The sequence below is a fragment of the Roseinatronobacter ekhonensis genome (assembly GCF_900499075.1).
GTDB classification, from domain to species: Bacteria; Pseudomonadota; Alphaproteobacteria; order Rhodobacterales; family Rhodobacteraceae; genus Roseinatronobacter; species Roseinatronobacter ekhonensis.
The window spans coordinates 1-18460 of the sequence record NZ_UIHC01000003.1; the positions used below are offsets into that span (position 1 = coordinate 1).

The following is an 18460-nucleotide window of genomic DNA, read 5'->3' on the forward strand; positions in this document are numbered from 1 at the left end:
CTCAATCCAATTGAACGTCTTTGGGCGGTCTTGCACCATTATGTCACCCACAATCGCTACTACCGAAGTCAGAAGCAATTCGCCGACGCCATCCTTGCATTCATGCGTGAGACCATCCCGCAGGAATGGAAGAAATTCCGCGACAAGGTGTCAGATAACTTCCGCGTCATAACACACGAGAACTTTCGGGTTTTGGAGTAGAAGAAGTATACCATTGAGAACGCGAAAATTATCGCGGAAAATCTTGAGCGTATTGGCCAAGATGCACCCGTTGTGGCTGTAGGGCATTCCGGTGGTGCGGCGCAGTTGGCGCTTGCGCTTTCGTTTGGAAACGACATTGCTGACGAGGTGATCTTAGTCGCTTGTCCTTGCGACCTCGCTATGTGGCGAGAACTGAACCCTCAGTGGCAAGAGGATACGATAGTTCGGTCTGTTTCACCTATAGATTTAAGTCCAGCTACTGCGGCTCATGTTACCATAATTTCTGGCAGCCAAGATGCGATTACGCCAACTGCACTTAGTCAAAGCTATGCTGAACATCTGGAGGATTTGGGCATATCCAACGAACTTGTCGTCGTGCCGAACGGTGACCATTCCGGTAATCGCGCCTTATCAACGGCATGGCTGGCCGCCATTTTTGCGGCCCGCGAAAGGCTTTCGGATTGAATGGGCTGCGAACGCATTGCCACACCTTAATTAGACCATGGAGCAACAGGAGCGAACGGCAGCTTCGTCCCGCTTTGCTGCCACTCGCCACCTCAAAATGCTGCACGGTGCATGAATGGCCGGTTCCGGTGAGGCAGCATTTCGGCGTCTTAACCGACAGCAGAGATTGCTTTTGCGCTGAGACTGCCCCCTTTGGCTATGGATTGGACGCATACGCGAAACACCCTACGTTGCCCACAGAACGTGTTACAACCGATACTACGCGCCAATCATGTCGCCGTCGTCGCGGGCGGCATCAGGGGAACATCATGCGCCATTTATTACACCTGGCCCTGACGCTGGCCGTCATCGCTGGAACCGGTATTCTCTGGATTACCTACGTACCTTCCGCGGCGTCTTTTCTTGACCGTGTCGGCGTTGCCGGGTTTCTCAGGGTCGAGCCTGCGCAGGCCGAAAAATCCGGCGGCCGCGGAGGCTGGGGCGGTGGCGGCCCGACCCAAGTCGTGACCGCCACGGTCACGGATGCCGAAACGAGTGACGTGGTCGAGGCCATCGGCGATGGCGAGGCGTTGCGGTCGGCAATTCTGCGCACGGAGGTCGGCGGAGAGGTCGTCGAGGTCAATCACACGACTGGGGGCCGCGTAAAGGCCGGGACCGTGATATTGCAACTGAGCGCAGAGGCCGAGCGCATCGAGGTCGAGCGCGCGGAACTCTCACTGCAGGATGCCAGAGACGAGGTTGAACGGATGTCGAGCCTTCAGGGCACGGGCTCGGTCAGCGAGGTGCGGCTTCGGGAAGCGCGCCTCGCCCTGCGGACTGCCGAACTGGACCTTAGGGAAGCAGCATACGAGCTTGACCGCCGGTCGATCCGGGCGCCCTTCGACGGCGAGATCGGGCTTATCGACATTGTCGTCGGTGACCGGATGTCGGCCGGTGAAGAGGTAACGTCCCTGACCGATCGCTCTGAGGTGCTGGTCGATTTTCGAGTACCGGAACGCGCGATCGGACTGTTGGAACTTGGCATGACGTTCGAAGCAAGGCCGCTCGGCTTTGCGGGCGCGCCGCTGGAGGGGACGATCCGGGCCGTTGACGGTGTTGTGAACCGCCGGAGCCGGACGATGAGGGTGCAGGGAAAATTGGACAACAGCCTCGATCGCCTGCGCGTCGGCATGGCATTTTCCGTGGTGCTACGCTTTCCCGGCGAGACATTGGCTGCGGTGAATCCGCTCGCCGTGCAATGGGGCTCGGAGGGCTCTTTTGTCTGGGTCGTACGCGACGGCACTGCGCAGCGCGTCTACGTCGGCATCCGTCAGCGGGACGCCGATCGGGTTTTGATCGCCGGGGATATCGCGCCCGGTGAAAAGGTTGTTGTTGAGGGCGTACAGTCGCTCCGTCCCGGCGCCGAGGTAGCCATCGCACAAGAGGATGCATCTCTGCGCGCCGACGTGGACTCGCAAGACCGCGAGCGGGAGAACCCGACATGAGCGATCGGTCTGACAACGTTGCCGGTTCCGGCACAGCCCTCTTCGTACGACGCCCGATCCTTGCGTTCGTGCTGAGTGCGTTGATCATCATGGCTGGCGCCGCCGCCATAATCGGAGTCGAGGTGCGAGAGCTTCCCGATGTGGATCGCCCCGTGATCACCATCACAACGCCCTATAGCGGCGCCTCGCCCGAAAGTGTCGATCAGGAAGTAACCGGCCGTATCGAAGGCGCGGTTGGCCGGGTCGCCGGTGTCCGCTCGATCTCGTCCAATTCCCGGTTCGGTCGGTCGCGCGTGACGCTGGAGTTCGACGACAACATCGACTTGGACGTGGCTGCGACCGATGTCCGAGACAACGTCGCCCGGATCGCAAATCAGCTTCCCGAGGGCGCGGACACACCCGAAGTCGTCAAGGCTGATGCAAACGCCCAGCCGGTCGTCCGTATCGCGGTGACCGCGGCGGGGCGATCGCCCCAAGACCTGACCCGCATTGTGCAGGATAGCGTAGAGGATAGGATTCTGTCGGTGAACGGCGTCGCCGATCTGCAGATCTACGGCGATCGCGAGCCGATCTTTCGTGTGGACATCGATCAAAGAGCCCTAGCCGCGCGCGGCCTGACGCTGGCCGACATACGCCGTGCGCTACAGGACGTGGCCTTCGACGCGCCGGCGGGGGATCTTTCGGGCGACAGTCAGACCATATCCGTACGCACAACCGCGACGGTGGCAACCACCGAAGGCTTCGAAAGGCTTCAGCTGGCACCGGATGTCAAGATCGGCGATGTCGCGACGGTGTCCCTCGGGCCCTCTCCGGACGAGACACTTCTTCGGGCGAACGGACAGACCGGCATCGGCCTGGGCGTGATCCGTCAGGCGACATCGAACACGCTGGAGATTTCGGCGGCTGTGCAGTCTGAGGTCGAGGCACTACAGGAGGTCCTGCCGTCGGATGTCTCGATCTTCGTGACGTCGGATGACGCGGTGTTCATCCGGGGCTCGATCGAGGAGGTACTGAAAACGCTCGGACTGGCGATCGGGATTGTCGTTCTGGTGATCTTCCTGTTCCTGCGCGACGCCCGCGCAACGCTGGTGCCCGCGCTGACCATGCCCGTCGCCTTGATCGGCACGGTGGCCGCGATCTACATCGTCGGCTTTTCGGTGAATATCCTGACGCTTCTGGCGCTCGTACTTGCCACGGGCATGGTGGTCGATGACGCCATCGTGGTGCTAGAGAATATCGTGCGCCGCCGGTCCGAGGGCATGGGACCGCGTGCGGCCGCCGTGCTGGGCACGCGGCAGGTTTTCTTTGCCGTCGTCACGACAACGGCAACCCTTGCGGCAGTCTTCGTGCCGCTTTCTTTCCTGCCGGGGCAGGCAGGCGGGCTCTTTCGCGAATTCGGCTTCACGCTCGCAATGGCTGTGGCGCTGTCTTCAGTGGTGGCCCTGACGCTGTGCCCCGTGCTGGCCAGCTTCCTTCTGAAGCCGCCGAAGACCAATCCGCGGGGCCCTCTTGTGTGGCTCGGGAACCAGCTTGCCACGACCTACCGGACCACGCTGCGTGCGGCGCTTGCCATGCCTATGGTCATCGTGGCCGCGGCGGGCATGTTCGCCGCGACGGCCTTTTTCATGTTTGGGGACCTCCGTCAGGAGCTGACCCCGCGAGAGGACCGGGCGGTTGCGCTGTTGTCGGTGTCCGCGCCGCAGGGCGTGTCACTCGACTACACGACCCGCAAAATGCGCGAGATCGAGGCCCTGATCGAACCGCTGCAGGAAAGCGGCGAGGTGGAAAACATCTTTTCCATCACCGGGTTCGGCTCTGACAATCGCGGTTTCATGGTGTTCAGTCTTGTGCCGTGGGAGGACCGGATCCGCAGTCAGGATGAGATCGTGGGAGAGATCAATCGCAATTTGGGCGGTGTGATCGGTGTCCGCGCTTTTGCGATCCAACCGAATTCGCTGGGCATTCGCGGCGGCGGGCGCGGGTTGACCTTCGCAATCACCGGCGACAACTACGACCAACTTGCCAATGTGTCGGACCGCCTGGTTAGACGGATGCAAGAGAACCCGGCCTTTGGCAACGTCCGGTTGAACTATGAAACGACCCAGCCGCAACTCTTCGTGCAGATCGACCGCGAACGGGCCTCCGATCTCGGGATCAACATATCCGGCCTTGGCGAAGCTCTCCGCGCCGTCCTGGACGGGCGCACTGTCGGGTCGGTTTTCATTGACGATGAGGATTATGACATACAGATGGTCTCGACATCGGATCCGGTGAACGATCCGGGCGACCTGCAAAATATCTTCGTGCAGACGGACGACGGGTCGACCGTCCCGATGTCGAGCTTCGTGACGCTGGAAGAGCGTGCCGTAGCGCCGGAACTGGAGCGGGAAGGTCAAAACCGTTCGGTCGAGATCTCTGCGGGATTGACGCCGCAGCTGGCGCTTGGCGATGCGCTTGCTCAGGTAAAAAGCCTTGCCGAGGAGGAACTGGCAGAAGAGAATCGGATCGTCCCGCTGGCCGAGGCCGCGACGCTGGATCAAACTGCCTCGGGTCTGCTGCTTACCTTCGGCTTTGCCATTGCGGTTGTCTTTCTTGTACTCTCCGCGCAGTTCGAAAGCTTCGTATCGGCTGTCGTCGTTATGGTCACGGTGCCCATGGGGCTGGCTTGCGCGATCTTTGCGCTGCTGTTTTTCGGTTTGTCCCTCAACGTCTATTCGCAGATTGGACTGGTGATGCTTATCGGGATCATGGCCAAGAACGGCATCCTGATCGTGGAGTTCGCCAATCAGCTGCGTGACGAGGGTGCGGACGTGCGCGATGCGATCCTCGATGCGTCCACCATCCGCCTGCGCCCCGTCATGATGACCATGACTTCAACGGTTCTTGGTGGCGTCCCGCTGATCCTGTCGGCAGGTGCGGGCGCAGAGGCGCGCGAAGCACTCGGCTTTGTGATCGTTGGTGGACTGGGTCTGGCGACGCTCTTCACGCTGTACCTGACGCCTGTCGCCTACCTGTTGATGGCAAGACTGTCGAAGCCCCGGGCGGAGTCGGAACGTCAGTTGCGCGCAGAGCTGGGCGAAGCCGCATCCTGAAGCTGGACTGACCTTCACGGGCTGGAGGCTGTGCCCGCCCTCAAGGGGAGCATGTGTGGGCGTCCCCTGCATTGCAGGCGTTTTCCGGCGATTATCCGCAGTCTTTTGTCAGAACGGTCGTGTGTCCCGCCTGTTTGCGTGACGGCATTGGTGTCACTGGCTCTGATCGGTCCGCAAGCGAGGTTCCAACGGTTTATCGACCTTGGAAGAGGGCCGCTGACATTCCCGGAGTGTCTTTACTTTTGGTTGACTGAATTCCACATCACCCCACCAACGTCTTACAACTCGTGGGCAGCTGGCGCGGTTAGACCGCTGGCTGCCTGTATTCTTGTTTCTTGGCAAGCATCGCCCAGATAACCCTTGCTGCTTTGTTGGTCATGGCTGTCGTCGCCAGCCGGAACGGCTTGTCTGCAATGATCTTATCGGTCCACATATCCACTTTCACGGGCGAACGCTTTGGCATTACAGCCCGAGATGTCATACCAACGACTAACAGCTTGCGAATATTGTGTCTGTGCTCCAGCCACGGCATGGTCGCCTGTATCCAACCCGTGAAAGGCGCAGCGCATGAGTACGATCACGACCCTGACGCAGGCGCTGCTAGACGCCCGAGCCTCCGGATTGCGCGCCGATGCCTCTGCCTTGCCCGCACCGGACTACCAGCAGGCACTTGCCGTGCAGCGCGCCGTACAAGCCCAAATCGGACCGGTGGGCGGCTTCAAGGTGGCGCGAAGGGCCGAGGGGCCGCCAGTCATCGCGCCGATTCCGGCGCAAAAGACCTGCCCGAACGGTGCCTCCCTCCCCGTCCGGGACCGGCTTGGCTTTGAACTCGAAATCGGGTTCGACGTGATCGCCCCGCCGGGCCCGGACCCGATGTCAGACCCCGTCCGGGTATTTCGACCCCGTATTGTGCTGGAAATCGTCGATACACGCCTGTCGGGCGCCGAGGATGAGGCACTGATGAAACTGGCGGATATGCAGATCAATGACGGGTTGGTGCTTGGCCCCGCGCTGGACAACTGGACGGGGCAAGATTTCTGCCAGCTCGACGCGCGCCTGACATGCGGATCGCAGACAGTGCTTTGCGGGGACGCCACGGTCCCCGGCGGTTCTGCACTGGCCAATCTGGCCTTGCTTTGCGCGCATTTGGGGGATCATTGCGGCGGGCTGCACATCGGGCAGACTGTGATTACAGGCTCTATCTCGGGGCTGCACTACTTCGCAGCAGGAACCGATATAGCAGGGCATGTCGCGGGGTTCGGCGCAATCAGATGTCGGTTCTGCTGATCGGTTTGGCGCGGGCTTCGACCAGCCGTTGCTGTGTGCGCGCCACAAGGAATTCGGACACCCGCCGCGCGGCGCGCGACAGCGACCTGCGCGCATCGATCACAACAGAGATTGTCGGCGCGGCCAGACCTTTGTCCGAGAGGGGAAGAAACAGCAAGTCACCGCGCGACAATTCCGGCAGCGCATCCAGCTCCGAGGTGATCATCGCGACCGCCCCTTTGCGCAACGCGCCCTTGAGCAATTGAATCGAATTCGACGCCATCACCGGCGCGTTCTCGTCAAAGAACCACGCAAAGCGGTCGTCAAGATACTGGCGCGTCGGCAGCAGCGTGCTTTGCGCGACCAGCGCGTGGCCGTTGACCTGCGCAAGAGACGTTGTTGACGTCCGGGCCAGCGGATGACCCGGTGCCACGATGCAGCCAAAGCGCAGCTTGTCCGACCAGACCACATGCTGGTGCCGCAGCCGTGGCAGGTTGAAGGCCATTACAACTTCCACGGTGCCTTCATCCAGTTGCCGCGCGGCCTCTGACGGGGCCATGATCTCGACAGTCAGCCGGATGTTGGGATGCGTGCTGAGAAGCCAGTCATGCAATTCCTCCAGCATCCCGTTGGCCAGACTATCCATCGCCGCCAAGCGCACGCTGCCACCCTCTTGTCCGCGAATCTCCTGAAGGTCGGTTTCCAGCCGCTCCGCATCGGTGTTCCAGCGCCGCGCCAGAACGACCACGGCTTCGCCCGCCGCCGTGGGTCGCATACCCCGCGGGTGGCGTTCGAACAGCGGTGCGCGATTCACTTCTTCCAGTGCCTTAATATGCCTGTCGATCGCCGAAGCTGCGATTCCCAGTGCGCGGGATGCAGCCTGAACCGATCCATGTTCTGCGACCGCCTCTACATACAGCAAAGGCCTTGGAACAAGATGAAATTTCATGCAAAACCTCGTTTTTCTGCGTTCTTATTTCGAGAATGCAGAGTTGCCTATTTTGCCATATTTCGCAATCCATTCGATCGCTACGCTTTTGGCAACCGACACTGCCATCGACGGGGCGACCGATGATATCACTGTTCCCAGCCATCCTATTCTCGCAGGACCGCCATGGATTTTGACACCGTCATTCACGGTGCGCGGGTGGTGTCGTCCAGTGGGGCTACCAACTGCGATGTCGGCATCCTCGACGGGCGCATCGCTGCGTTGGGCGCCGGTTTGAACGGCGTGGAGAGTATTGATGCCGAGGGCCTGATAGCCCTGCCGGGAGGGATCGACAGCCATGTGCACATCGCGCAGCCTTCCGGGCCGGGTATCGAGATGGCGGATGATTTTGCGTCCGCAACCCGCGCCGCAGCCTGCGGCGGCAACACGACCGTTATGCCGTTCTGCCTGCCCGATGACGGCCAGACGCTGCGAGAGGCCGCCGCAGCTTATCTGGCCAAGGCGCAGGGGCAATGCCTGACCGATGTGTCGTTCCATCTTATCGTGAAATCCGCCGATCCGGTGACACTGGGCCAAGATCTGCCCGCTCTCATCGCGCTGGGCATGACCAGTTTCAAGGTGTTCATGACATATCGGGGCATGCGCCTGACCGATGCAGAGATCTTGCGGGTCATGGATGTGGCCCGCGAACACGGCGCGCTTACGATGGTGCATGCCGAGAACGAGGACGCGATAGAGTTTCTGCGCGAGAAGGCTGAACGGTCCGGGCGCACCCAGCCGGTTCAACACGCACGCACGCGCCCGGTGCCGGTCGAGCGCGAAGCCACGCACCGCGCCACCACGCTGGCCGAGGTCGCGGACGTGCCGGTCATGATCGTGCATGTTTCCAACGGGGCTGCGCTTGACGAAATTCAGCGTGCGCGGGCCCGCGGGGTGCGCGTTCTTGCCGAGACCTGCCCGCAATACATCACGCTCACGGCAGACGATCTGGATCGCGCCGGCTTTGAGGGGGCCAAGTGGGTCTGCTCACCGCCGCCGCGCGATACACAAGAGCAAGCCGCAATATGGGCCGGTCTGGAACAAGGCGCCTTCGATGTGTTCTCGTCCGACCATTGCCCGTTCCGGTTTGCCGACACGGCCGGAAAGGACGCGCCCGGCGCGCGCGCGTCGTTCCGCAACATCCCCAATGGCATTCCCGGTGTCGAAACCCGCCTTCCGATCCTGTTTTCGGAAGGTGTCGGCAAGGGGCGCATCAGCCTGGAGGCGTTTGCCGCGCTGACGGCGACCAACCATGCGCGCATCTACGGACTGGACCGAAAGGGATCAATCGCCATCGGCAAGGACGCCGATATCGTGCTTTGGGATCCGGCGATGACGCGCAAGGTCACGCAGGATGATCTGCATCACGGTTCTGATTATACGCCTTGGGAAGGCTTTGACGTCACCGGCTGGCCGGTCCGCACCATCTTGCGCGGCCGGACCGTGATGCTGAACGGAATCCCACAAGGCAGTCCCGAAGGTGTGCATGTCGCCCGAACAAAACCGCAGGTGATGCCATGAGCTTTGATCCAGTCGACGGGCGTCGCATCGGCATGCTGACGCCGTCGTCGAACACCGTTCTGGAACCCTATACCTCTGCGATGCTTTTGCCTTTCGGCGAACGGGCCAGCGTCCATTTCGGGCGTTTCAGAGTGGTCGAGATATCCATGTCCGAAGCCTCGCAGTCGCAGTTCACACTAGAGCCGATCCTTGAGGCCGCCGAACGTCTGGCAGAAGCGAACCCCCATCTGATCGCATGGAACGGCACGTCCGCCAGTTGGCTTGGGCTGGACCAGGATCGCGCGCTGTGCGCCGCGATCACGGAGCGGACGGGTATTCCGGCGACATCGACCATTCTCGCCTATGACGCGCTGTTTCGGTCGATGAGCGTCACGCGCCTTGGCCTTGTGACCCCGTATATCGAGGATATCGAAATCCGCATGATCGCCAACTACGCGGCACAAGGCATCGCGGTTGTCAGCGCCGCCAGACTGGATGACACGGGCAATTACAGCTTTGCCACCTACCCGCCCGAACAGGTCGGGTCGATCGTTGAACAGGTGGCCAAGGCAAAGCCCGACGCCATCGCGATCGTTTGCACGAATTTCCGCGGTGCGCCCATCGCCGCGCAGCTTGAGACAGCAACCGGAATTCCGGTGCTCGATTCCGTCGCCGTCACCGCGGCGCATTGCTTGCGCGAGGTCGGGCTCGACCCTGCGCATGTCACTGGCTGGGGAAGCGCCTTCCGGCATGCGTCCGGTCTGGCGCCACCCCATGCCCCCTGATTTCGAAACGACCACCTGCAACCTTAAACCCAGAAACCTGAAGGAGACCAACCATGTTTCGCAAGTTTGCACTCGGCGCCACGGCACTGGCTGCGCTGGCCATGCCCGCCGCATCTGAAACGCTGCGCGTGATGGGTCAGCCCGTCGCCACCGGACTGATCCAGGAAAATGTCGAGCAGCCGTTCTTTGAAAACTTCGCAGAGGAAACCGGGCTCGAAGGCTTTGTCGCCGACTACCAGCCCGTCGATGTGACCGGCATCAAGGACACAGAGCAGCTGCGCATCCTCAAAAGCGGTCTGTTCGACATCGTGTCGCTTCGCCTAAGCCAGGTCTCGCGCGACGAACCAACCATCCTTGGCCTTGATCTGGTCGGCCTGAACCCCGACTACGCAACCGGTCGCGAAACCGTCGACGCCTTTGCGCCCGTCGTGGACGCCCAATTGCAAAAGGCGTTCAACACCAAACTTTTGGGCGTCTGGCCGTTTGGGCCGCAGGTGCTGTTCTGCGAACCCGAGATTGCCTCGCTTGCCGATCTGAAAGGTCTCAAGGTTCGTGTGTATGACCAGAATCTTGCGGAATTCGTCAGCCTTCTCGGGGGCACGCCCGTGCCGATCGGCTTTCCGGAAGTGCAGCAATCGCTGGCGCGCGGCGTCGTGGATTGCGCCATCACCGGTCCGTCCTCTGCCAATTCGGCGGGCTGGCCCGAGGTCAGTTCATACACGATGCCGATCGCTTTCCAGCTTGCCATGAACGGCTACGGTATCAACCTCGATACGTGGAACGCCCTCTCTTCGGATCAGCAAGTCATGTTGCAGGCTGGCTTTGACACGTTGAGCGAGCGGATCTGGACCTATTCCGAGGAACTGTTCATCGACGCTGTGAACTGCAATACCGGCGCTGAGCCCTGCGAGACCGGAACGCAATATGATCTTGTGCTGGTCGAGCCGACCGCCGCCGACAAGGAACTGGTCGGGACCGCCGTGCCCAACGTCTCTTTCCCGGCGTGGAAAGAGGTCTGCGACGCCAGCAACCCGGGTTGCTCGGCTGTATGGATGGAAACTGTGGGCGCAGACAAGAACATGTGACCCATGCCGCCTCGGGCCTTGCGCCCGGGGCTGTCCACTGCCCCGGCCACAGTCCGGTCGGGTAGCAAGATCGTTCGCACATCACTACGGAGGCCCGTCATGGACATTCTCGCAACCTGGATCAGCCGCATCTTCGGGCTGTCGATGCTGTTCCTGTCGGGCTTCGTCGCGTTAGAGACCGTGATGCGCAAGCTCTTCAACACCTCTTTGCAAGGTGCCGATGAACTGGCGGGCTACACGCTGGCCTTTGGCGCATCGCTCGCCTTTATCGTCGCAATGATCGACCGTGCGCATATCCGGATAGACGTGCTGCATGCGCGTTTCCCGGTTTGGCTACAGGCCACCGTCGATTGGTTGTCCGTGATCTCTCTGGCTGTGCTGGGCCTGTTCTTTCTTTACGTCGGCTGGTTCGTGATCTCCGACACGCTGTCCTATGGCTCCACCGCGGCCACGCCGTGGCGCACACCGCTGATCTGGCCGCAATCGGCTTGGTATGCGGGGCTGGCGATCTTTGCGCTGTGCAGTTTCGTGATGGCGGCGCGGGCCAGTAAGCTCTTTTTCGCGCGCCGCCATGCGCAGCTGGCGCGGGAATTCAATCCGAAACCCGCCGAAGACGAGTTGAGCGAAGAGCTCGACCAGCTCAAGGAGCGTTGATATGGGAATCCTCGACGTCGCGATCGGGTTTTGCATCATGATGGGCCTGCTGTTGTCGGGCCTGCCTGTGGCCAGCGTTATGGTCGCCATGGGCGTCGCGGGCGGTATGATCCTATACGGCCCAGTGCTGCTGACCAGCATGGGCCCGGTGCTGTGGGGAACCTCGAACGCGCCAGTGCTGACCGCGATCCCGTTGTTCATCCTGCTCGGGGAGCTTTTGCTGCGCTCGGGCCTTGCGGATCGGATGTATGCCACGCTGGCTTTGTGGCTCGGACGGCTTCCCGGCGGGCTCTTGCACACGAATATCGGCTGCTGCTCGCTCTTTGCCGCGACCTCTGGATCATCGGTCGCCACCGCTGCCACTGTTGGTACCGTTGCCCTGCCCACACTGATGGAACGCAAATACCGCCCCTCGCGCGCCCTCGGCTCGCTGGCGGCGGGCGGGACATTGGGTATCCTGATCCCGCCATCGGTGAATCTGCTGGTCTACGGCTCTTTGGCCAGCGTTTCGGTCGGCCAGCTTTTCATTGCCGGCATCATCCCCGGCATTCTGTTGACGTTGCTGTTCATGGCCTTCATCGCGGCGCAAGACATCCTGTCGCCCGGTGGTGCCTTTCAGGACGCGGACGTTCCCTGGTCGGTCAAGCTGAACGCGCTGAAAAACCTTGTGCCGGCCGCGACCGTGTTCCTGATCGTCATGGGCTCGATCTATCTTGGTATCGCAACACCCACGGAAAGCGCCGCACTTGCGGTGATCGTGGCGCTTGGCTTTGTCTGGTACGAGGGCAAGTTGAGCGTGGCCTTTCTCGATACCTGTTTTCGCAAGACGGCGCGCACCACGGGCATGATCCTGCTGATCATTGTCGCCGCTTTCACGCTGAACGTGACGCTGGCCCTGGGCGGGATCACGGGGGTGATGTCGGCATGGGTCAACGGGTTGGGCCTGAGCGCGGTCGAACTGCTGTTCACTCTGATGCTTTTCTACCTGTTGCTTGGCATGTTCATGGACGTGCTGTCGATGCAGGTGCTGACGATCCCCATTGTCGTGCCGATCATTGTCGCCGCCGGAATCGACCCGATCTGGTTTGGCATCTTCGTCGTGCTGATGTGCGAGGTGGGTATGATCACACCGCCGGTGGGTATGAACCTGTACGTCGTGCAGGGCGTGCGCAGCGACAAGGGGCCTTTTACCGATGTGATCGCGGGGGCGGTCCCCTATACCGGGCTGATGCTGCTATTTACCTCTGCCCTGATCTTCTGGCCCGGCATCGCGACGTGGCTGCCAGAGGTGTTGGGACGATGACGACAGTGACGCATGCCAACAAGATACCCGATGCCTGCGCGTTGCTCGACGGCTACCGCACCGGCAAGTATGACCCGGTGGCGCAGATACGCGCCTGCCTGGATCGCATCGACCGGCTGGACCCCACGCTCAACGCGTTTTCCGCCCGCAGCGCAGACGCGCTGCAAAAGGCACAGGCGTCGCTGGCACGCTGGCAGCGTGGGACGCCTCTCGGGCCGCTTGACGGTGTGCCGGTTATCATCAAGGACAATCTGGCTTGCGCAGGCCTGCCGGCTGCCTGGGGCAATGCGGCACTTGGCAAGCGCGTCTGTTTGCAGGACGAGATTCCGGTCGCCGCGTTGCGCAAAGCCGGGGCCATCGTGCTTGGCAAAGGCAACACGCCGGAATTCGCCGTCGAGGGCTACACCGACAACCAGACCTTCGGGACCACGCGCAACCCGTTCAATCCGGCGCTGACACCCGGCGGCTCGTCAGGCGGGGTTGTGGCGGCGGTGGCCTCTGGAATGGCGCTTGCAGGGTTGGCCACGGATGGGGGCGGCTCGATCCGGCGGCCGGCAGGATATACCGGCCTCTGGGGGCTCAAGCCCGCGATAAACAGCGTGCCACGCGGCGGCGGCCTTCCACAAGTGCTGCTGGATTTTGAAACCGTGGGGCCGATCACCCGTTCGGCCCGCGATCTTGCCCTGTTCTTCTCGGCCCTGTCGGACAGGCCCGCAACCACACTGCCGCGCACCCTGCGCATTCTTGCCGTAGAGCGCGTGGCCAACGCGCCCTGCGATCCGGGAATACGCACGGCATTTGCCCGCACGACGGCGCAGCTGCAATCACTGGGCCACAGCGTAGAGACAGGAAGCCTTCCGCTTGATCTTGATCCGTTGAGTGCGCTCTGGCCGCTGATTGTCGAAATCGGGCTTGCGCATCTGGCACAGGTCGATCCGCCGGTCATGGCGTCTGCCGCGCGGAAATACCGCGACATCGCGGCACGCGGCGCCAAGCATTGCGCTGTCGATCTTTACAATGCAATGACACAGGTCTTTGCCATGCGGGAGGCCGTTCGCGGGTTGTGGGGCTTTGACGCCGTGCTGCTGCCCACGGCCGCTGCCCAGCCTTGGGCTGCCGACGAATCCCACCCCACGGTTATCGACGGACAACAGGTCGGCCCACGCGGCCACGCGGTTTATACCGGGTGGGTCAACGCGACCGGCCTACCCGCCCTTGCCTTTCCGGCGGGACTGGCCGACGGCATGCCGGTCGGGATGCAACTGGTGGCCGATCAGGGCGGCGAGGCAATGCTGCTCGGCTTGGCTGCTGCGTTGGGGCGGCAGTCGCAAGGCTGATCCGAGGTCAGGCACCCAAGATGCCTTTTGCGCCTGCTGCCAAACTGGCCTGCGGGTTCATGCTTTTGACACACACCGCTCCCGGCCAGAGCTGTCCGCTCACAGGTTTTCTACCCGCACATCCTGATACATAACCGTCGCCCATTGCGCGGTTTCCATGAAGGCTACGTCCGCCGCGTCGCCCCCTGCGGCGATAATGGCGAGCGTGTCAGGTGTGCTCATGCCCGTGGGGTCCACGATGTGCCAGCAACCATCCAGCCAGACCTCTGCGCAGGCATGGAAATCGGGGGGCGATACGCCGGGGCTGTAGCCCGACACATAGCGCGCCGGAACCCCGCCCGCGCGCGCGAAGGCACACAGCAGATGCGTATAATCCCGGCACACCCCCTGCCGCGACACAAAGGTGTCCAGCGCGGTGGTCGTCGCGTCGGATGCACCGGGCACATAACGCAGGTTTGCCGCCACCCAGTCGCGCATGGCCGCGATCATTGCACCCCCGTCCAGATGACCGAACTGGTCCTGCACGAAGGGCACGAACGGGTCAGACGGGCAGAACACCGACGCGCTCAGATAGCCCAGCACCTCTGCGGGCAGGTCATGCATGGGCGCGGTGGCAAGCCCTTCCAGCGACGGCTCTGCCCGCGTGATCGCGACGCTGGCGGTGTAGCGCAATTGCAGCCGCGCGCCTTCGGGAATTGCCCAGACACGCTGGCCCATACCACCGGCCCCGTCGATCCAGCGCAGCGTTGCCCGCTCGACCTTGAGCGCGCTGGAGACCACGGTCTGGCAGGGCATGGGCGCAACGGAAATCGCCAGCAAGGCCGGGTCGCCCGGTTGCAGCGCATAATCCATATCGACGGTTATGTTCAGCTTCATCTGCTGTAGGCCCTGCACGAAAACTTGTTTGCCCCCTCGCATGGGAACGGGGCATAGGTCAACGCCTTGCGCTTGCATCCGGCGCGCGGGCAGGCATATCTCTGGCCATGACCGATAATTGCCCCGCCCCGTTCAACATGGCCGCCTATGTGCTGGCAGCCGGCGCGCTGACACCCGACAAGATCGCGCTGGAAATTCTGCGCGCCAGCGGGGCAGAGCGGTGGTCCTTTGCGCGGCTGGAATCGGCGGTGCGCGGCACTGGCACGGGCCTTGCGGCACTCGGGTTGCCACCCGGTGCGCGGGTGCTGCTGCGGCTGGGCAACAGCGTGGATTTTCCGCTGGCGTATTTGGGCGCGCTGGCCGTGGGGCTGGTGCCGGTGCCGACATCGACCGCATTGACCGCGCCGGAAATCACCACCATGGCGCGCGCGCTTTCCCCCGCATTGGTGATCGCGGCAGAGGGCGTGGCCCTGCCCGATCATCCGGCGCCGGTGCTGACACTGAATGCCTTGCGCGCGATGCGCGATTTGCCCCCGTGTGATTATGACATGGGGCCGCCCGACCGCGCCGGATACATCGTATTTACCTCGGGCAGCGGCGGACGCCCGCGCGCGGTGGTCCATGCCCATCGCGCCGTCTGGGCACGGCGGATGATGTGGGGCGGCTGGTATGGCCTGCGCCGCGACGACCGGATGATGCATGCGGGCGCGTTCAACTGGACCTATACGCTGGGCACGGGCTTGATGGACCCATGGGCTATAGGGGCAACCGCATTGGTTTGCGAGCCAGGTGCGCCCTTGGGGCTCTTGATGCGCCGTCACGACGCGACGATCTTTGCCGCCGTGCCCGGCGTTTACCGCCAGCTTCTGGACCGCGCTCGAATGCGCGCGTTGCCGCGATTGCGCCACGGGCTGTCTGCGGGCGAGAAATTGCCCGACAGCACCCGCGCCGCGTGGAACGCCGCCACGGGAACGCGGATATACGAGGCGCTCGGCATGTCCGAATGCTCGACCTATATCTCCGGCAGCCCCGCGCGGCCTGCGCCAGAAGGCGCGCTTGGGTATCCCCAAGCGGGGCGGCGCGTCACGGTCTTGAACGGGGATGACGGCATACTTGCCATTCACCGCAGCGATCCGGGGTTGATGCTGGGATATCTAGGACCGGATGGCGCGCCGCATCTGCCGTTACAGGACGACTGGTTCGTGACCGGCGACCGCGTGAAACAGGCGCCGGACGGGGCAATCACCTATCTGGGCCGCGACGACGACATGATGAATGCGGGCGGGTTTCGCGTGTCTCCGCTAGAGGTAGAGCATGCTTTGGCCGCGCATCCAGCGCTTGACGACCTCGCCGTGACGGATGTCGAAATCCGTCCGGGCGTGTGGATTATCGCGGCCTTTTACACCGCAGCCAGCGCGGTGGACGACGCCGCGCTGATGGGCTTTGCAGCCGAGCGGTTGGCGCGCTACAAGCAGCCGCGACTCTACCGTCATCTGCCCACGCTGCCACGCGGGGCAAATGGCAAACTTTCCCGGCGCGCGTTGCGCGCCCAAATCAAGGCTGATGATGATCGCGCTTGAGATATACTCCGACCCGGTCTGCCCGTGGTGCTACATTGGAAAAATCGCGCTGGAACGCGCGATGGAAGCGCGGCCCGACCACCCGTTCGCGGTGACATGGCACCCGTTCATGCTGAACCCCGATATGCCCGCCGACGGCATGGACCGGCAGGACTATCTGGAGATGAAATTCGGCGCCGATCTGGTGACGGCCTATCGCCCCGTGGTGGAACGCGCCGAGGCGCTGGGGCTGGAGCTGAACCTGCCCGCCATTGCACGCCAGCCGAATACGCTGGCCGCGCATGCGCTGATCCATTGGGCGGGGCTGGAAGGCAAACAAAACGCCGCCGTCAGCGGATTGTTCCGTGCCTATTTCCAGCAAGGCCGCGACATCGGCGCGCGCGATGTCTTGCTGGACATCGCCAAAAGCATTGGGATGGATGTGGACCTGACGGCGCGCTTGCTGGATGCGGGCGCGGACCGTGATGCGGTTGTTCAGGCCGATCGCACCGCGCGCGCACGCGGCATCGAAGGTGTTCCGTTTTTCGTGGTCGCGGGCCAGCACGCCGTGCCGGGCGCGCAACAACCCGAGCTTTGGGTGCAGGTCATCGACGAATTGGCAGGTCGCGCATGAACTGGCCACAACCCACACGACCGCTGCGTTTCGGCGAATTCGTAGCGCTGATGGCGCTGATGATGTCGTCTGTCGCGTTTTCCATCGACGCGATGCTGCCCGCCCTGCCGACCATCGGCGACCAACTGTCGCCGGATGCCCCGCAAAAGGGGCAATTGGTGATTACCATTTTCGTCCTTGGTCTGGGGCTTGGCACGCTGATCTGCGGGCCGGTTTCGGACGCTTACGGGCGCAAATCGGTGCTTCTGGTCGGGATTACCGCCTATATCACGGGCGCATTGATCGCCATGCAGGCCCAAAGCATCGACGGGCTGCTGGCGGCGCGCTTTTTGCAAGGGCTGGGGGCAGCGGCCCCCCGCGTCATCGCAACCGCAATGGTGCGTGACATGTATGAGGGGCGCGCCATGGCGCGCGTGACCAGCATAATCATGACGCTGTTCATTCTTGTGCCCGCGATCGCGCCCTCTGTCGGTGCGGTGATCATCTGGATTGCCGACTGGCGCGCGGTGTTTCTTGCCTTTGTCGCCTTCGGCCTGATCGGGGCGGCATGGCTGATGCTGCGCCAGCCCGAATCGCTTCCGCCCGAACGGCGGCGCGCCCTGAGCCTGCGCAACATCGGGGCGGCGGTGGCGGAAATCACCACCACGCCCGCCGTGATGATCTATGTGGTGGCGCTGGTATTCGCATTTGCACCCATGTTTGCATGGCTGTCCAACCTGCCGATGATCTTTGCCGACGTCTATGACCGCGCCGCAAGTTTTCCGCTATGGTTCGGCATTACCGCGCTGGTCGCCGGCAGCGCCAGCGTGGTCAATGCCAAGCTGGTCATGCGGCTGGGCATGAAACGGATCGCGACCGCCGCCTTTCTGTGGCAAGCCGTCGTGTCGTTGTTGTTTCTGGCGCTGTTGCAGTTCGACCTGCCCGCCCCGTGGGATTTCGCGTTTTTCTTCGCCTTCATGTGTTCGGCATTTTTCGCAATCGGGCTGACCTTCGGCAACCTGAATGCGCTGGCGCTGCAACCGTTGGGGCATATGGCAGGGGTTGGCGCATCGGTGGTGCAATCGCTATCCACCGTCGGGTCGGTCATGGTCGCGATCCCGATTTCGCTGGCCTATAACGGCACGCCCATCCCTCTGATCACCGGCATGGCGCTCTGCGCCTGCACGGCGCTTGCCCTTATGATTGCCGCGCGCCGACTTGCCCCGGAACTACCCGCCGAATAACATTCTTT

At 62.5% G+C, this 18460-nt stretch carries 16 protein-coding genes and 1 pseudogene; 14 read left to right on the forward strand and 3 right to left on the reverse strand.

Annotation, left to right across the window (positions count from 1 at the left end; translation table 11 throughout):
- The 4 genes and pseudogenes from ROE7235_RS01840 to ROE7235_RS01850 form a co-directional block, all read left to right on the forward strand.
- Positions 1-201: pseudogene (locus ROE7235_RS01840) on the forward strand (IS630 family transposase); the annotation flags it as partial.
- A 105-nt stretch (positions 202-306) separates the two neighbouring features.
- Positions 307-666 carry a hypothetical protein gene (locus ROE7235_RS19835; protein WP_147434151.1) on the forward strand — a complete coding sequence of 120 codons (360 nt, stop codon included), beginning with the start codon at positions 307-309 and terminating at the stop codon, positions 664-666.
- Positions 667-974: 308 nt separating this feature from the next.
- A complete protein-coding gene (locus ROE7235_RS01845; protein ID WP_183073263.1) occupies positions 975-2150 on the forward strand; it encodes an efflux RND transporter periplasmic adaptor subunit in 1176 nt (391 codons plus the stop codon).
- Positions 2147-5242: an efflux RND transporter permease subunit gene (locus ROE7235_RS01850; protein ID WP_121092970.1), complete on the forward strand. Its 3096-nt coding sequence runs from the start codon at positions 2147-2149 to the stop codon at positions 5240-5242. Before ROE7235_RS01845 ends, ROE7235_RS01850 begins: the two co-directional genes overlap by 4 nt.
- A gap of 304 nt (positions 5243-5546) precedes the next feature.
- Here ROE7235_RS01850 and ROE7235_RS01855 read toward each other — a convergent pair whose 3' ends face one another.
- Positions 5547-5774: a hypothetical protein gene (locus tag ROE7235_RS01855; protein ID WP_245963858.1), complete on the reverse strand. Its 228-nt coding sequence runs from the start codon at positions 5772-5774 to the stop codon at positions 5547-5549.
- Between the two features lie 35 nt (positions 5775-5809).
- On the opposite strand from ROE7235_RS01855, the gene ROE7235_RS01860 reads away from it, so the two are divergent.
- Positions 5810-6529, forward strand: a complete 720-nt coding sequence (locus ROE7235_RS01860) for a hydratase (protein WP_121092971.1) — start codon at positions 5810-5812, stop codon at positions 6527-6529.
- Here ROE7235_RS01860 and ROE7235_RS01865 read toward each other — a convergent pair.
- Positions 6510-7457, reverse strand: coding sequence for a LysR family transcriptional regulator (locus ROE7235_RS01865; RefSeq protein ID WP_121092972.1), 948 nt, complete (start codon positions 7455-7457; stop codon positions 6510-6512). The two genes, ROE7235_RS01860 and ROE7235_RS01865, sit on opposite strands and share 20 nt — an antisense overlap.
- Positions 7458-7622: 165 nt before the next feature.
- Between ROE7235_RS01865 and hydA the strand changes: the two genes are divergently transcribed.
- The 6 genes from hydA to ROE7235_RS01895 all read left to right on the forward strand — a co-directional run bounded on the left by hydA (position 7623) and on the right by ROE7235_RS01895 (position 14160).
- Positions 7623-9017, forward strand: coding sequence for a dihydropyrimidinase (hydA, locus tag ROE7235_RS01870; protein WP_121092973.1), 1395 nt, complete (start codon positions 7623-7625; stop codon positions 9015-9017).
- On the forward strand, positions 9014-9781 hold the full coding sequence (locus ROE7235_RS01875; RefSeq protein ID WP_121092974.1) for a maleate cis-trans isomerase family protein: 768 nt from the start codon (positions 9014-9016) through the stop codon (positions 9779-9781). Before hydA ends, ROE7235_RS01875 begins: the two co-directional genes overlap by 4 nt.
- A gap of 53 nt (positions 9782-9834) precedes the next feature.
- Complete coding sequence (locus ROE7235_RS01880; RefSeq protein WP_121092975.1) at positions 9835-10866, forward strand: TRAP transporter substrate-binding protein; 1032 nt, start codon at positions 9835-9837, stop codon at positions 10864-10866.
- 99 nt (positions 10867-10965) lie between these two features.
- The gene (locus ROE7235_RS01885) at positions 10966-11520 is read left to right on the forward strand and encodes a TRAP transporter small permease subunit (protein WP_121092976.1); all 555 of its coding nucleotides are present in this window, start codon (positions 10966-10968) and stop codon (positions 11518-11520) included.
- 1 nt (position 11521) lies between these two features.
- A complete protein-coding gene (locus tag ROE7235_RS01890) occupies positions 11522-12823 on the forward strand; it encodes a TRAP transporter large permease (protein ID WP_121092977.1) in 1302 nt (433 codons plus the stop codon).
- The gene (locus ROE7235_RS01895; RefSeq protein ID WP_121092978.1) at positions 12820-14160 is read left to right on the forward strand and encodes an amidase; all 1341 of its coding nucleotides are present in this window, start codon (positions 12820-12822) and stop codon (positions 14158-14160) included. Before ROE7235_RS01890 ends, ROE7235_RS01895 begins: the two co-directional genes overlap by 4 nt.
- Before the next feature lie 99 nt (positions 14161-14259).
- Here the strand turns inward: ROE7235_RS01895 and ROE7235_RS01900 are convergent, their stop codons facing one another.
- On the reverse strand, positions 14260-15036 hold the full coding sequence (locus tag ROE7235_RS01900) for a transglutaminase-like domain-containing protein (protein WP_121092979.1): 777 nt from the start codon (positions 15034-15036) through the stop codon (positions 14260-14262).
- A gap of 107 nt (positions 15037-15143) precedes the next feature.
- Between ROE7235_RS01900 and ROE7235_RS01905 the strand changes: the two genes are divergently transcribed.
- The 3 genes from ROE7235_RS01905 to ROE7235_RS01915 are packed head-to-tail and all read left to right on the forward strand — an operon-like array spanning position 15144 to position 18452.
- Entirely contained in the window at positions 15144-16616 is a 1473-nt protein-coding gene (locus tag ROE7235_RS01905) for a class I adenylate-forming enzyme family protein (RefSeq protein ID WP_121092980.1), read from the forward strand.
- On the forward strand, positions 16603-17229 hold the full coding sequence (locus ROE7235_RS01910; protein ID WP_121093127.1) for a DsbA family oxidoreductase: 627 nt from the start codon (positions 16603-16605) through the stop codon (positions 17227-17229). Before ROE7235_RS01905 ends, ROE7235_RS01910 begins: the two co-directional genes overlap by 14 nt.
- The gene (locus tag ROE7235_RS01915) at positions 17226-18452 is read left to right on the forward strand and encodes a multidrug effflux MFS transporter (protein WP_121092981.1); all 1227 of its coding nucleotides are present in this window, start codon (positions 17226-17228) and stop codon (positions 18450-18452) included. Before ROE7235_RS01910 ends, ROE7235_RS01915 begins: the two co-directional genes overlap by 4 nt.
- Positions 18453-18460: the final 8 nt, after the last annotated feature.